Source organism: Pseudomonas sp. KnCO4 (genome assembly GCF_045344305.1).
GTDB classification, from domain to species: Bacteria; Pseudomonadota; Gammaproteobacteria; order Pseudomonadales; family Pseudomonadaceae; genus Aquipseudomonas; species Aquipseudomonas anuradhapurensis.
In genome coordinates this window covers 4,180,996-4,195,726 of sequence record NZ_CP174199.1, presented here as the reverse complement: position 1 = coordinate 4,195,726, position 14,731 = coordinate 4,180,996, and the positions used below count along the sequence as shown (strand labels likewise).

Here is a 14,731-nt window from a genome sequence, read left to right as displayed (position 1 = left end):
TACAGACGGAGGCGGTGGTGGACACTTCGCCCGAGCGTTATCTCCAGGCCGCGCGTCGCGCCAGTACCGAGCGACGCTACGCCCAGGCCATCGCGCACTTCGAGACGGAGTGGGGTGGGTTGCTGCCGGCTTCCAGCGAAAGTGTCGTGCGCTACCTCACGCATTACGGCGACCAACTGACGAGTCGAACCCTGCGGGTGAATCTGGCCGCCTTGGCGCGCTGGCACCAGCAATTGGGCTTTACCGATCCCACCAAATCCTATCGGGTGCGCGATACGCTGAAGGGGATTCAGGCGTTGCATCCACAACCGGTGAAGCAGGCCGAGGCCCTGGCGCTTGAGGAGTTGGAAACCTGCGTCGCCCAATTAGCTGAGGAGCTTGCCGATCCGCTGCCGGTGGTGAGACTGCGCGCAGCCCGTGATCAGGCGCTGATCCTGCTGGGATTCTGGCGGGCGTTTCGCAGCGATGAGTTGAGTCGGTTGCGCATCGAGCACATCCAGTTGCGCCAAGCGCAGGGGCTGGAGCTGTTCCTGCCGAGTAGTAAATCCGACCGCAGCAACCGCGGCCGTGTGCTCAAGGTGCCGGCACTCAAGCGTTTGTGCCCGGTCGCGGCTTATGAGGTCTGGTTGAAAGAGAGTGGGCTCACCGAGGGCGCGCTGTTTCGCGCTATTGATCGCTGGGGGCACGTAGGAACGCAAACGCTCCACGCAAATAGCCTCTCTCGTCTATTACGTCAGATTTTTCTGCGCAGCGGCGTCGACCCGGAAGGCTTTTCGGCACACTCTCTGCGACGCGGCTTCGCCACCTGGGCAAGCAAAAATCAATGGAGCAACAAAGCGCTGATGGACTATGTCGGATGGCGCGATGTGCAATCGGCTGCGCGTTACATCGAAAGTGATGCGCCGTTCGGCGAATGGGTTCGCTGAGGGAGCAAGATTGCATTGGAGCATGCACAGTACTCCGTTGCTCTCTACTTGCCTGGCTCTGAGGACAGTGTACTCAGGCGTAGAGGTATTTGAGACCGCGATAGACAACTCAAATCACCTAGAAGTCAGTGGTGGTGGCACACAGCCACCTTTCTGTGCAAGTATCTGCTTTCACTTGGGACACAGTGCGCCCACCGGGTGTCTTGGCTACGAAGAACAGCAGGTGTTTTAGCCGTCTAGCCAACCAGATGATTAATCTCGTGCGCAGGCCGGTCAGCGTTCTTGTCGTGGCTGGCGGAAACCGTGCATGGCGGAGCGTTGCTACTGCTCTAATTGCCTTCGCTCGGATCAGCCTGGTCGATGCGTCGGTTGGCAACCGTGAAACCTATGATCTTAGAGATTTGAGCCTGCCGCAGGATAATAAGGAAGGGATACCATGAAGATCGATTTTCCCAAACAATTGGACAAGGATTGCCTAGGTGATTTTTTTGCTCAGTTGGCCGAAGCTAAGGATCACCCAGAGCGGGTAACCATCAATTTTGGCAGCCTCGAATTTTCCACACCAACCTCAATGCTCGTTGTCGGTGTGGTTTTGCGAAATTGGGTGGACTACCGAAAATCGCTAGGTTTAGAAGTTTGGCGCTCTGAGCTTACCGATGCGAATTTGGCTCAAACCTACTTGATGCATTTGGGCTTCTTCGATTTTATTGGTGTCCAACAGGGTAAAAAGGTGGGAGAGGCAAAAGGCTCGCAGACCTACCTGCCCATCATCGCGATCGAGAAACCCGCCGATGCAGCAGAAGCTGGTGAGTTGGAGGTCTGGTACGATTCGATTCAGACAGTATCTAGAAAGCTGGCAGGCGTTTTGGCTGGTTCGCACGATGAAAGTAACGAACTACGCCTCTACACCTACGCCATTCGTGAAATCATACGCAATGTATTTGAACACTCTGGCGCCTCCGAATGTTTCGTTTGTGGTCAGCGCTGGTCCAATGGGGCAGCTGAACTCGTAGTCGTGGACGAAGGTATTGGTATAAGTCGTTCGTTGCGTGCGGCCTACGAAATTGCTGATGATCAAGAAGCGCTAAAGCAGGCAATTCGACCGGGAGTGAGTCGTACAGCGAACCTAAGTCAGGAAGAAAATATCTATGATAATTCTGGCTTTGGGCTTTTCGTGCTAAGTGAAATAGGTAGTAATTTCGGTTGGTTTCTACTGGGCAGTGGTCAATCCAAACTGCTTGGAGAGAAAAAGGCTTGTTCTGTGTCTGTATCTTCATTTGATGGGACCTATGTGGGCCTTCGCTTGAACAAAACTCCGTCCGATATGATTGGGCTTTTAAAAGATATTATTAATGCGGGGGAAGAAGAAGCTGGGCTCAACGGCATTGCGAAGAAAGCCTCGGCTATGTCGAAATTGGGTTGAGCCTGTGCTCTGTTCCTCATGGATTAAAGAGTATAGGAAATTGCTGCATCACATGAATTTGTACGTGCATAAGCGGATGCCTAAACCTCAGGTGTTAAGGGCGCTTAAAGATGTACAGGGCGTCAATCCTTAAGGTCGACGTCAGGTGAGGTTAGAGATTGAAATGATGAACACAGTAAGCATCGCTGAGCATAGCGCCTCTTGGAAGCTTCAGTACTCGAAAGAGTACAGTTTAATACGCTCGGTAGTCACTGCTACAACCGTGTACGTTGATCATGTAGGCTCCACATCCGTACTTGATCTTTCTGCCAAGCCTATCGTTGATATTTTGATATCTGTGGGCAGTTGGGGTGAAGTTGATAATCTAATCGCGCAATTGCAATCGATTGGGTACCGCCTGAGTGAGCGATGTGACAATACGCCGCGATTATTTTTGACTAAATATACTTTTGATGGTACGGGCTCATTCCATGTGCATGTGTGCAAGCCACACAGTCGATGGGGTCGGGATATGTTGGTGTTCAAACACGAACTTATTTCTGATGTGGAGCTTGCCCAAGATTATGCAGATTTGAAGAAGCACTTGGCAGGTATCCATCATGATGATGTTCAAGCGTATGCGGCAGGCAAGAAAGACTTTATTGAAAGCAGGTTGAAGAAAGTGGGGGGTGAGTTTAGTATTAATGGTCTGCTGACGCGTCAGCGAGCCGAGTCTAACAAGTCGGAGAAGCTACAAATTGCCATGATGGCTGTTCAGTTTCTGATTGCGGTGATTGCAGCAGCTTCTGTGTATCTCAATAATAATAGTTATTTGTTTGGGCTGGCGGGCTTAGGGTTTGCCCTAATGCTGATATGGGTGTACTTGAGTCAAGGGCAGCTTTCGCATCGGGCCGCGGGGGATCAAGCGCGTCGAGCGGTGCTTTTAATGAGCGGGCTGAAATTAGAACTTTCGGCAGGACAGCAGCTTAGAATTAATGAAGGTTTTAAGGTGCCGGCACCTGTTGGTGAGTCCAGGCGCGAAGAAGACCACTTTGCGACTCGAGAAGCGCCGGGTTATAAGCGATTGGCTGAAATGATTGAAGAGTCCTCCTACTGGACGCGAGATCTACAGACAGTCAGTTCTAGGGTGATGATCTGCGCGCTGCTGTTTCTAGTTGCACTAGTGCTTGTCGTTAGCGGTGCGGCAGTTGCCTCGCTAGCTTCTGACAGTTTAGTGTCCCTGTCTAGGGGCATCATAGCCATCATGGTGTTTGTGGTTTCATCCGACGCGCTCGGTTTGGTGCTTGCATATAGAAGCTCAGCGAAAACGATTGACGAAATTTTCAAACGCGTTGAGGCAGCAGCGGCTCGCAGCTTTGAAGAGTCGGATGTCCTGCTCTTGATGACTGACTATAATGCGGCAATCGAACGGGCTCCCAGTACACTTCCCTATGTATATAAGCTAAGCAGAGATGGGTTGAATCGCCGCTGGCAAGCCTACGTTGAGGCTAAATTAAGGCGCGATGTTAAGACGGACTCGGATACCAAGCTCGCTACGAATCTCCATGACCCCGTCGCACCTTGAAGGTTAATCGGCTGGCTGGAGCACTGCTCCGACAGCCGATTAGGTGGGCTGAGTTAATAGTGTCCCTCCAAGACTGGAGGGACAGATCGACATCGGTTGAGCAACGTAGTGTCAATTATGCTGCCGGCCCTGCGGTTAAAAGTTGTCGCGCCGATAGCGGATGGATCGGATGAGCAACTGGCCTTCGCCGTCGAAGAATGGCTCCGTCAGTGGGTTGGACTCGTCGACTTCCAAGGGCTCGAGCGCTTCCGTGTTAGGCGGCACTGCTGGCGCCTCCTGCAATTCTTCGCGGAGACCGTGAACTCGCAAGATCTGTCCTTCACGAATGGCCTTCTTCAGGATCTTAAGCGGCTGACGTTGTACCAGCTTAATTAGGGCCGGTTTGATTTCGAGGTACAGTGTCTGTCCGCTCTGATCCCGTTGGTTCACACGTCGGCCAATCAGATGCGCGCTTTGCCATGCAGTCTCTTCAATGATTTTCAGGGACAGGCTGAGATCGACGCGGTCGGGGGCCGGCGGCAGTTCGATGCGCATGGCATAAATGGCTTCGGCACCGGCGCCTTCGTAGCACGTGAACTGACCCTTACGCGCACGCTCCATTACTTCTACGGCCAGGTCAGGATTATCTGTCTGCAAGGTACAAAGGGTCTCAGAGGGCTCGGGCTTGATCTCTATCCGCAGCTCGCACTCTAAAGCTTCGCGTGACGCCGGACAGAGAAATAGCAGGTCACCCCAGCCTGCCGGCGGCGGGCTGATCCAGCCAGCAGTCACCGCGCCCCCTAGCAAGTCGCTGCACAGCCGCCGGTGATAATCCTCATATTCCCAGTCATGTCGTTCCAGGCGTGGGGGCACGTTGAGCATTTCTATCTGCATCAGTTGACCGTCGAAGAGGACGACTTGATAGCGGTTACTGTCTTCGTCTGAAAACTGCACGTATTGCGGGCGCAGTGGTGGGTGGTTGATTGAAGTCGGGCAGGGCATGCCAAATACCAGATAGGCGTGGCCTTGGTAAAGAAACGGAATGAACTCCTCACCCTCATCGTTATACCGGCGCTCATGTAACCAGCCTTGCAGGCACTGAGCAAACCAGGCCCGATGCTGTTGCATGCGCGAACATTCAGTAATCATTGGTTCCATGAAATCCGGCAGATCGTCACAATCATCACCATGTTGATACGCCAACAGATAGTCTCGGCTCGCCAGATACCACGGCTCGACATCCCACATGATCTTGAGTTCATGGCCGAACGGCTCAGCCGTGCTTGCATCGACCGTAATTGCTTCATCAAAGATAAACAAGCGAGGCCAGAAAATACGGGTACCTAGCAGCTGCAACTCGACGCCGTTAATGCAGATGCGACTCTGAATGATTGCCTGCGGATCTGGGCCCATGTCGGCAGGTTGCCACTTGCTGGGTGTAATTGGCTGCAACACATCCGCCAGGGTCACTGGCTCACCCGGTACTGCAAATACTTGTCGCAACGCTTCGCAGAGTTCCGGCAGGTTACGGTTGGTGAGGATCAACTGGCTGACCGAGAACGCTAGTCTGCGCAGGTGCTTCGCCAGATACGCTGCCGCGATCGGCGATAGTGGCAATTCCGCCAGCAGCAGAGCATGCTGGAGAGGCAGCTCTTCGCTTAACCGCGCGCACAGATCCGACCAGTCGGTACAGCCGTACGGACCTCGAGCCAGGACATATTTAGCGGTCGTTAAGTCGATGTCAAAGATATCGCGCAGGCGCTTGGCCTGAACCTTGATGCTTTCGTGCAAAGACGCAGGAATCATGAGTTTTCTCCGTTGCTCCTTCTATGGAGCGACATCGGAGACGCCCACCCGCCATCCCCGATGCCCGGAAAGGCTCAGGTCAAAAGACTACAATGAGGGTCATGGTTCGATTCGGTTAGCTGCGGCCAGCGAGGCCTCTAGGGGGTGGGCAGCCCGTCGACCATGTCGCGACGTGCAGCCACGCTATCTCAAACATCGGAATCCCGCAAGCAGGGGCATTTCCTTTCACACGTTTCTCTGTATCTGACACCTAGATTTTGCTGAGCTCCCGCGGCTGAGGTCTGCAACCGGACGTGCCGTGCGAATGTATATAAGCGCACAGACTTGAACCGCTCACCGGGTTGGGCGTGGCTGGCCTTTTCATGACCGCTAAAAGTTTCCACGGCGGTTTCAGGCACTTTCGCAGAAACTGTATTCTGGCAATGTGGCAGCATGCTAGGTGGCCTGGCGAGCAGGGAACTCTGAAGCAGCACGCGTATCTCGCCTGGCCGGGAGTGGATTAATTGATCGGTGTGATCAACGTCCCATCAGTGAGGAACTGCCTTAAATTGGCCAGCACGAGATCTGCCATCGCTTGGCGGGTTTCATGTGTGCTACTGCCGAGATGTGGTGTTAAAACGACATTCTCCATAGCAGTCAGTTCTAATGGGACATGTGGTTCATTCTCAAAGACATCTAGAGCTGCGCCTGCAATTTCCCCGGATTGCAGCGAGGCGACAAGTGCTTTCTCATCGACTACTGTGCCGCGTGAAACGTTAATCAGATAACCGTTTCTCCCTAGTGACGCGAGAACATCTGCATTGATCAGATGCTGGGTATGAGGTCCGCCTGGGACAATTACGATGAGATAATCTGCAGCGGTTGCGAGCTCAACAATGGAGTCATAGTGGGTATAGTCAATATTTGCGTATGGCTCGCCTCGCCGGTAGTACGCTACGTTCATACCGAAGGCTTCTGCACGCTTAGCGATAGTCTTACCAATTTTTCCCAGCCCAACCATGCCGCAGGTTTTTCCTGTTAACTGGTGGCCCGCAGGAAATTTCTGGGAACTCCAGGCCCCTTGACGGATGAACCGTTCAGCTTGGCTAATGCGGCGGGTAAGGCAGAGCATCAATGCCATTGCGGCTTCAGCTACCGCATCATTCAGAACATCAGGTGTATTGCTTACGGGGATCCCACGGTCGCTGAGGTAGGCCGTGTCAATGGCGTCATAGCCCACTCCCATACTGCATACGACCTTCAGATTGGGCAAATGCTCGAGCACCTCAACTTCAGTGCCGAGCATGCCATTTGTGATCACCGCTTCAATCTTTCCACCCTCAGCGGCTCCCCAGGCAGCCAAGTCCTTGATCTCCGCACGATTGTGCACAATGAATTGCGATTTAAGGTCTGCCATAAGTACTGGGATATCAGCCCAGACCATGACATGCATAGCATTTTCACTCATGCGTTGCTCCACATTGGCAAGTAGATCAAGGGGTCGATTGCGATTCCATGCTAGGGGAATGGAAGGAGCTGTGCGCGTTAGGTTTTCTTTGTTATTGAATAGAAAATATTTCAATCGCGATCATTGACGGCACGGTGCTTTTATCAAGCTGAATTTTTAAAAACGGGAAGCTCTGCACAGTGCTGCTGGGGGCATTATCGAGAAGAATTTCTTTCCGACTAGGATAAAAAACCTCGTTTGCCCACTTGTCGAGGTGCCAACACAATTGGATCGAATAGGGCTCATGCCCAAGACCTGTCCTGTTGATGGAGAGATTTCAGCTATGGGCGCCACTCACAAAGCAATGCAGATCCTGCGTGCGGGTACATTGACGCTCGTTGAGGTGGAAACACCTGCACCTGGTGAGGGGGAAGTGCTTATACAAGTCTTGGCCTGCGGCATCTGTGGCGCGGATGGCAGTGCTATCGAAGGGCTTGACTCAAGCATGCAACTGCCACGGGTACCAGGGCATGAGGTCGTCGGACGCATTGTTGCCGTTGGTGCGGGCACCCCAGGCATGTGGCAAGTCGGCCAGCGGGTAGGTGTGGGCCGTTTGGGAGGGCATTGCAACCTCTGCGACCAATGCCGCCAGGGGCACTTTAACCTGTGTAGTGATCAGCCGGTTATGGGAAGTTCCCATGATGGTGGTTACGCGCAGATGATGATTGCTCGAGCCACCGGCTTAGTAGCCATTCCGGACGAGTTGGCCGCAGTAGAGGCAGCGCCTTTGTTGTGTGCGGGTCTCGCTACGTTCAATGCATTACGCAAATCTGGTGCACGAGCTGGTGATTTGGTGGCAATCCAAGGTATCGGCGGGCTGGGACATCTGGCTGTTCAGTACGCAAAGCGTATGGGATTTAAGGTGGTTGCGATCGGCCGCGGCAGCGATAAAGCAGCCCACGCGTTGGTGCTTGGAGCACATCACTACATTGATGCCAAGGTTGATGATCCGGTAGCGCTGCTCCAGCAGTTCGGCCGCGCGCAGGTGATTCTGACCACCATTACAGATAGCGCGGCGGTTTCCCCGCTCATGGCTGCTCTCGCACCTCAAGGTCGCCTGGTAATCGTAGGGGTAGGCAGGGAGCCGTTGACCATTCTGCCCAGCGCGTTGGTCGGTGGAGAGCGCAGTGTTCAGGGCACGATCACGGGGACGCCCTACGAATCAGAGAAGACTCTGGACTTTAGCGTAATGGCTGACGTGCGTGCGCAGGTTGAAACCATGCCGTTAGAGCGCGCCTGGGATGCGTATCAGAGGGTTAAGTCAGGCGACGTCAAGTTCCGCATGGTGTTGACCATGGATGATCAATCAATCGCGCAGTGATGCGCATGCACTTAAGGGGAACATGGTGCTGGTAAATACTCTAAAAGGCTTTGCATGGGTAGGGTTTCTTCTGCTGCTAGGGTTACCAGCTGCTAGCCTGGCAGCCGAAAACAGGGTCGAAGTCCAGGAAATTCGAAACGCGACCATCAAGGTCAGTTTCGATGATGTGACGTTCCTTATTGATCCGATGTTGAGTGCTAAAGGCGCCTATGCCGCTGCCCCTGGCGCTTTTAATGAACACTTACGCAATCCGTTGGTAGAACTGCCAGTCCCTGCCAACGAGATCATTAAGGCCGATGCTGTAGTGGTAACCCACTTGCACATTGACCACTGGGACGATGCCGCCAAACGGCTGCTTCCAAAAGACATCCCCATCTTTTCGCAGAACCAGGAGGACGCGGATCAGATCCGCGCGGCCGGTTTCATGGATGTACGTGTGTTGACCGATGGTGCTGAATTTAAGGGTGTACGCCTGTCTCGAACTGATGGTCAGCACGGTAGTGATGCAACGATGGCGGTGCGCGGTAAGCAGCTAGGCAAGGTATCAGGTGTGGTTTTTCAGCGCGCTGGATTCAAGACAGTTTACGTTGCCGGCGATACGGTCTGGAACGCATCGGTTGAACAGGCAATAGCGAGGTTCAAGCCTCAGGTAATCGTGCTTAATGCGGGGTATGTGCGCTTCAAGGATATTGAAGGCGCCGTGATCATGGGCAAAGAGGATCTTTCCCGCGCAGCTGCTGCCGCACCCAGCGCTTACATTGTAGCGAGCCACCTAGAAGCCTTAGGCCATAGCACCCAGTCACGTGCCGAGCTGATTCAATACATTCGAGATGCACGCCTGGATCCTAAGCGAGTACGAGTACCTGACGATGGTCAGGCTCACAGCTTCTGAAGTAGCCATTCGTAAAGGTACCTGACTCAGGTGCCTTTTTTTACGTGTGATGCAAAATAGAGGGCACTATGTTTATTGGATTCGTACCTGTTTTATTCGCGTTCGTCGCGACTCTGGTCTCATTTAAAAATCTTGCTCTTGCGCGATTGCTATGGGTCGCGTGTGCAGTGCTAGTGGTAATCTGGACATTTTGGCATGGTGCTCATCACATGTCCGACCTTAAGCAACTGGGGGCTTGGTAAATGACAGTTAAGTTGCGTGTTACTCAGTTGGCTCAACTTGAAATGGCTGCTTTGGGCGGCATTGGCCTTCTACTTTTGGCTGCATTTTTCTTTCAGCTGGTGCAGGGGGAGTTGCCCTGTGCATTCTGCAACTTGATTCGCGTTTGTTTTATGTTGCTTGGCTCGGGTCTGCTGCTCAATCGAATCTATGGGATCAATCCGTGGAATTATGTTCTGAGTGGCATTGGCGCCCTTATTGGCAGCATGTTGAGTTTGTTGTTTATGTTTGCTAAAGCATTGCCAACTACCAAGCCCACTGGCTCAGCGATTCTTGGCTTGCATATGTATACATGGACATTCATGATATTCACCGCCGCTCTGTTTTTTTGCCTAGTGATGGCCACCCTGTACGCTCAGCGAGATTCGCTGGAGAGCCCGGGTCACGCCTTAGACGCTCGGCCAACGTGGCACAAAGGGGTCATCGCGCTCTTCGTCGCTCTCGTTTTTGCAAATCTAGTTTCTGCGTTCCTGCAGAATGGTTTCGATCACTTCATGGCAGGGGGGCAGCAGCACTACAGGATGTTGTATGACGGTGACGTGATGAAGCCATAATCTCCCAGGTAGTTATTAGGGCTTAAAATACGCTGGAGCGGGCCGAGCAGGGGTGGCCCGCTTCCCGCTGCTGCTGATATTGAAACCTGCGTTTGTTCACCACTTCAGTGGTCGCAGGGTATGGAAGGTAAGAAACTGACCGTATTTTACATTGTGCTATTACTGTACATGTTGTGTTGCAAGCCAGCGCCTGGCCAAGAGATCCCAGAATCTGGCGCCTAGGGCCAAGTTGTCATCGTTAAAATCGTACCCAGGGTTATGCAGGCCGACACCAGATTGACCAAGAGGGCCGTTGCCTATCCAGCCGTATGCACCTGGTATTTCCTCCAGCATGAAGCCGAAGTCTTCGGAGGTCATGGCAGGAGGCAGTTCAGTGAATGCATGTTCCGTTCCCACTATTTCACGCATGACCTCAGCCATGAAAATAGCTTCCTGATCGTGATTGGTCGTATTCGGGTAGCTGCCAGGCAGGATGATCAGCTCCGCATTGGCTTGATGTGCTTGAGCAATGTGTGTGGCGAGTTGATGTAGGCGGCTTAGAAGATAGGTTTCTGTTTCCTGCTTTAGCGTTCGGCAGGTTCCATAGATACGTGCTGTATCAGGGATGATATTGGGTGATGTGCCTGCGTCGATCTTCCCCACCGTCAACACAGCGGCATCCAGGGGGTCAATTACTCTGGAGATTAAGGTCTGCATCTGACCAACTATGCTGCATGCTATGGGGATGGGATCTACGGTGGTATGCGGAAGTGCTGCATGGCCGCCCTGGCCCCGCACCAGAATTTCAAACTTTGTTGCGCCGGCCATCATTGGACCTCTACGTACTGCCATCTGCCCCTGCGGAAGCGCAGGCCAGTTGTGCAATGCAAAGATTGCCTGGCACGGGAACCGGTCGAAGAGACCATCATCCATCATTGCTCGAGCGCCGGCGCCTCCTTCTTCAGCGGGTTGAAAGATCAAACAGACGGTGCCGTCAAAATCTCGCTGACGCGTGAGCAGCTCAGCTGCCCCCAGTACCATGGCTGTATGACCGTCGTGTCCGCATGCATGCATCTGGCCCGCCACCACGCTTGAATGGGCGAACTCATTGATCTCCTGGAGCGGTAAAGCATCCATGTCCGCTCGGATACCAACAATGGGGCCAGGATCTTTTGCGCTTCGGCACTGACCATGAATGCACGCGACCAGACCCGTTACGCCGAATCCCCGTGTCACATCAATGCCGAGGCTACTTAGATAAGTCGAAATTCTCTCAGACGTGCGCCGCTCTTCGTATTTCAGCTCAGGGTGCTGGTGTAGGTCGCGACGAAAATTGACAAGTCGGAGCAGATCGAGCTCGGGCATGAATCCTTCCTTGATAGTTCTGAAGTGTTAGCTGTAAAGCGCTGTCAGGGGCATTGCCCGACTCAAGGATGAGGCGGGCGATGATAAGGATTTATTGCTCCAACAGTTTGAACAGGGGAGAGATGAACAGTATGGCACCAGCCAAGGCTACATAGATAACGTTAGCGGACTTGTACTTGTGTAGGGATGGCACGCGATACGTCAGGTAGCAGGGAATCAAGCATGAGACTAAAGCAAATGTGCCGATGGTCCATTGAAGCAATGACATGGTATTGATGTTTGCTACTACCCAGCACCATAGTAAGCCAATAGCGATAAGCTTGACTGTGTTAGGCAGCAGCTTTTCGATTAGCTCGGTTCTCAAGTTTAGTCGAGCGGCAATGTTCATAATGATGCCTGACAATGCATCATTGAACCCCAGGTAAACGGCAAAGAAGGAAGTCATCACTGCGGTTACACTTAATAGTACAGACAGGACGGCTAGTGTTGGTCCTGGGATGATCTGTGTCAGCAGCGCCAAGGCAGATGTATTTTGGCTCATGCCTGCTTTAGCTTGTTCAGGTGTTATGGAAAAGATGAATGAAAATGCGAAGAATAGTACTGCTCCTGCCAGGATCCAGTAAGCAAATCGACTGGCGCGTAGTGCCCTGTAGGTGGCGATTGCTGGATCTGTTTCGATTTTTCTGAACGCGACATTCATGGGGTTAAGGACAGCAATGAACACTATTGAGAAAAGCGCGAATGGTAAAGATACGATGATATCTCGGGCTAAGTCGATAATGCTGCCCTGCGCACCCAGGTCCAGGTTGGAGAGACTCCATTGCGGAATGAGCAAAGCACCCAGTGTGAGGATGGCGAGGAGCTTGAGAACGATGAATGGCCCTGAGACTTTAAATAGCAGTCGCTCGCCCCGCGAAGCAATGAAAACAAGGATTGTCAACAAGATCAGGGGGTACCACTGAGTCTGTGACAGGTCCAGGTCGGTTAGGCCGAAGTGTTTCAAATAAGTAGCGGAGTCATGGGTCACTGTTGCCGAATAACCTAGCATAGCTTTCAATATTGTGAAGAAGTATATTAGGCTGAGCGCAGTTCCCCAGTTTCTTCCCAGATATTGGGTAATAATGCTCGCATAGTCCTTGCACTCAGGCGTCTCGGAAAGTGAACGAATGTAAAGCTTTGTGAGCCAATACACAGCTGGGTACATAATTAACAGGGCAATTGATGAGGCCAATACTCCTTTGGCACTCATTTGCAGGGGCATGAATACAATGCCGGACCCAATAGCTGAGCCAATGCACATTATTACCCAGCCTGCATCATACGAGGTAAAGGGGGTCGTTGCTTTGCTGCTGTCTGGGGAAAGCACTTGCAGAGTTTCACTACTTAACACACTCAGCTCCTAACACTTCGCAGATTATTTTTAGTTCGAAGTTCGGCTGCTCCCTGGGGAGTCGCGCCGGGCTGCATGATTGAGTTTTCATCATGCTGATACACACATGCTCAGAGCATTTAATCGTGTTCCGGGTCGTGCGACTCTCGACGAAAAGTCAAATTGTGTAGAAGAAGCGTCATAAGCGGTCTGAAGGTCTTTGCTTTAGTGAGATTCATGACTGCGTTAGCAATATTCATGCTCGTCTATTGGCAGGCTTTTATTCGATATCGCGTGGCAGCTAGTCGAAAGACCGCCAGTCTGATTGTGCGTTCTAATGATGCGGTGAGGTGGCCCACCCAACCACGCTCTGGGTGTCTGTTCAACCAGGTCGCCTCGCACTATTTCTGCGTTTGCACAATAAAATAGGAGTTGCCTGCCCAATGGCCTGCCGTGACCGTTACAGCCTCCCTCTCTCGACTCAATCCGAAGCCGCAGCCGAGCGCTATCAAGAAGGTCTTGATCTATTGCTCTCCCTTTGGCCTAGCGCTGCGGAGGTCTTGGAAGAGGCAATCGTATTGGACTCGGCGTTTGCTTTAGCGCACGCCGCACGTGCTCGTTTGCACGCGGTAAAAGCGGAGGCAGCTGCGGCCAAAGCCAAAATCGCTCTGGCCAGTGACTTGGTTCAGCGTAACGGTACTGAGCGGGAGCGCAGTCACGTCAACGTGCTGTTTCTGGCCATCCATGGACAGAGCGCCCGAGCATTGACAGCCGCTCTAGAACATATAGATCGATGGCCGTTGGATATCTTGATTCTCGGGTTGCCACTGGGCGCGTTCGGATTGCTGGCATTTTCTGGTAGGCCGGACCACGACCAGGCACGAGTCGACTTGTGCGAGCGTCAATCGGCTCGCTTCCCCCAAGATGATTGGTGGTTTTTGAATTATCGGGGCTGGGCTCATGGAGAGAATGGAAACCTGGCGCTGGGCCGAGCGCTTACTCAGCGCTCACTGGAACTGCGTCGCCACAACGTCAATGCCGTGCACGCAGTTGCACATGTGTTGTATGAGGCCGGCGCAAGTGACGAAGCGGAAAAAACCATCGCGAACTGGTTACCCGAATATGATCGCAGTGGAGTGCTTCACGGTCATATTGCCTGGCATGGGGCGCTGATCGCTCTCGAGCGAGGTGACATTGAAGTCGCGTTGAACGTTTATTCCGAGCAGGTCGCGCCATCTGCTTCTCTTGGGGTGCCGATCAATGTGGTCAGCGATACGACATCTTTCCTGTGGCGAATGCATCTATACGGTCATGAAGTGCCTTCGGCGCTCTGGGCCGATGCTGCACGTTATGCATCAGGCTATTTCCAACAGCCAGGTTTCCCCTTTGCTGATTTCCATATGGCGATCGTCGACGCCGCATCAGGTAATCAACAAGCACTTGAGCGCCGTGCAGAAGGCCTGAGCACCTTGGTGCTGAATGGTGCCCTACAAGCAGGTGAAGTTGTCCCGGTGCTATGCCATGCCGTTCAAGCGTTCGCGAATGGAGAATATGCTCGCTGCACTCGAATCCTTGAGCCACTCGCTCATGAGGTTGTGAGAATCGGTGGAAGTGGCGCTCAGCGTGAGATAGCTCAGGATATGTTGCTGGTAGCCATGATGCGTTCTGGCGAGGTGGATAAAGCACGGAGGATTTTGGACGAGCGCCTTCACCGCCGACCGTCTCCACGTGACAGCCGTTGGTTAACCGAACTTGCTGCCGTTTGACTCAATTGCTGGGGAGCCTGAC

Annotated in this window: 11 protein-coding genes and 1 pseudogene; 8 read left to right on the top strand and 4 right to left on the bottom strand. The window is 52.9% G+C overall.

Features of this window, described 5'->3' with window-relative positions:
* Positions 1–17 precede the first annotated feature (17 nt).
* The 3 genes from ACJA3S_RS19490 to ACJA3S_RS19480 all read left to right on the top strand — a co-directional run bounded on the left by ACJA3S_RS19490 (position 18) and on the right by ACJA3S_RS19480 (position 3,913).
* Positions 18–926, top strand: coding sequence for a site-specific integrase (locus tag ACJA3S_RS19490; protein WP_406819666.1), 909 nt, complete (start codon positions 18–20; stop codon positions 924–926).
* A 436-nt stretch (positions 927–1,362) separates the two neighbouring features.
* The gene (locus ACJA3S_RS19485; RefSeq protein ID WP_406819665.1) at positions 1,363–2,349 is read left to right on the top strand and encodes a hypothetical protein; all 987 of its coding nucleotides are present in this window, start codon (positions 1,363–1,365) and stop codon (positions 2,347–2,349) included.
* Positions 2,350–2,512: 163 nt separating this feature from the next.
* Positions 2,513–3,913 carry a GrpB family protein gene (locus ACJA3S_RS19480; protein ID WP_406819664.1) on the top strand — a complete coding sequence of 467 codons (1,401 nt, stop codon included), beginning with the start codon at positions 2,513–2,515 and terminating at the stop codon, positions 3,911–3,913.
* A gap of 135 nt (positions 3,914–4,048) precedes the next feature.
* Here ACJA3S_RS19480 and ACJA3S_RS19475 read toward each other — a convergent pair whose 3' ends face one another.
* Both ACJA3S_RS19475 and ACJA3S_RS19470 read right to left on the bottom strand, forming a co-directional pair.
* Positions 4,049–5,698, bottom strand: coding sequence for a hypothetical protein (locus ACJA3S_RS19475; protein ID WP_406819663.1), 1,650 nt, complete (start codon positions 5,696–5,698; stop codon positions 4,049–4,051).
* A gap of 499 nt (positions 5,699–6,197) precedes the next feature.
* Entirely contained in the window at positions 6,198–7,145 is a 948-nt protein-coding gene (locus tag ACJA3S_RS19470; RefSeq protein ID WP_406819662.1) for a 2-hydroxyacid dehydrogenase, read from the bottom strand.
* 283 nt (positions 7,146–7,428) lie between these two features.
* Between ACJA3S_RS19470 and ACJA3S_RS19465 the strand changes: the two are divergent.
* The 4 genes and pseudogenes from ACJA3S_RS19465 to ACJA3S_RS19450 form a co-directional block, all read left to right on the top strand.
* Positions 7,429–7,824 (top strand): annotated as a pseudogene (locus ACJA3S_RS19465) (alcohol dehydrogenase catalytic domain-containing protein); the annotation flags it as partial.
* Positions 7,825–7,842: 18 nt separating this feature from the next.
* Complete coding sequence (locus ACJA3S_RS19460; protein ID WP_406822279.1) at positions 7,843–8,505, top strand: zinc-binding dehydrogenase; 663 nt, start codon at positions 7,843–7,845, stop codon at positions 8,503–8,505.
* The gene (locus ACJA3S_RS19455; protein ID WP_406819661.1) at positions 8,483–9,397 is read left to right on the top strand and encodes an MBL fold metallo-hydrolase; all 915 of its coding nucleotides are present in this window, start codon (positions 8,483–8,485) and stop codon (positions 9,395–9,397) included. Before ACJA3S_RS19460 ends, ACJA3S_RS19455 begins: the two co-directional genes overlap by 23 nt.
* A gap of 242 nt (positions 9,398–9,639) precedes the next feature.
* Complete coding sequence (locus ACJA3S_RS19450) at positions 9,640–10,230, top strand: disulfide bond formation protein B (RefSeq protein WP_406819660.1); 591 nt, start codon at positions 9,640–9,642, stop codon at positions 10,228–10,230.
* A 159-nt stretch (positions 10,231–10,389) separates the two neighbouring features.
* Here ACJA3S_RS19450 and ACJA3S_RS19445 read toward each other — a convergent pair whose 3' ends face one another.
* Positions 10,390–11,574 carry a M20 aminoacylase family protein gene (locus tag ACJA3S_RS19445; protein WP_406819659.1) on the bottom strand — a complete coding sequence of 395 codons (1,185 nt, stop codon included), beginning with the start codon at positions 11,572–11,574 and terminating at the stop codon, positions 10,390–10,392.
* A 91-nt stretch (positions 11,575–11,665) separates the two neighbouring features.
* On the bottom strand, positions 11,666–12,874 hold the full coding sequence (locus ACJA3S_RS19440; protein ID WP_406822278.1) for an aromatic amino acid transport family protein: 1,209 nt from the start codon (positions 12,872–12,874) through the stop codon (positions 11,666–11,668).
* A gap of 512 nt (positions 12,875–13,386) precedes the next feature.
* Between ACJA3S_RS19440 and ACJA3S_RS19435 the strand changes: the two genes are divergently transcribed.
* Positions 13,387–14,709, top strand: coding sequence for a tetratricopeptide repeat protein (locus tag ACJA3S_RS19435; protein WP_406819658.1), 1,323 nt, complete (start codon positions 13,387–13,389; stop codon positions 14,707–14,709).
* Positions 14,710–14,731 lie beyond the last annotated feature (22 nt).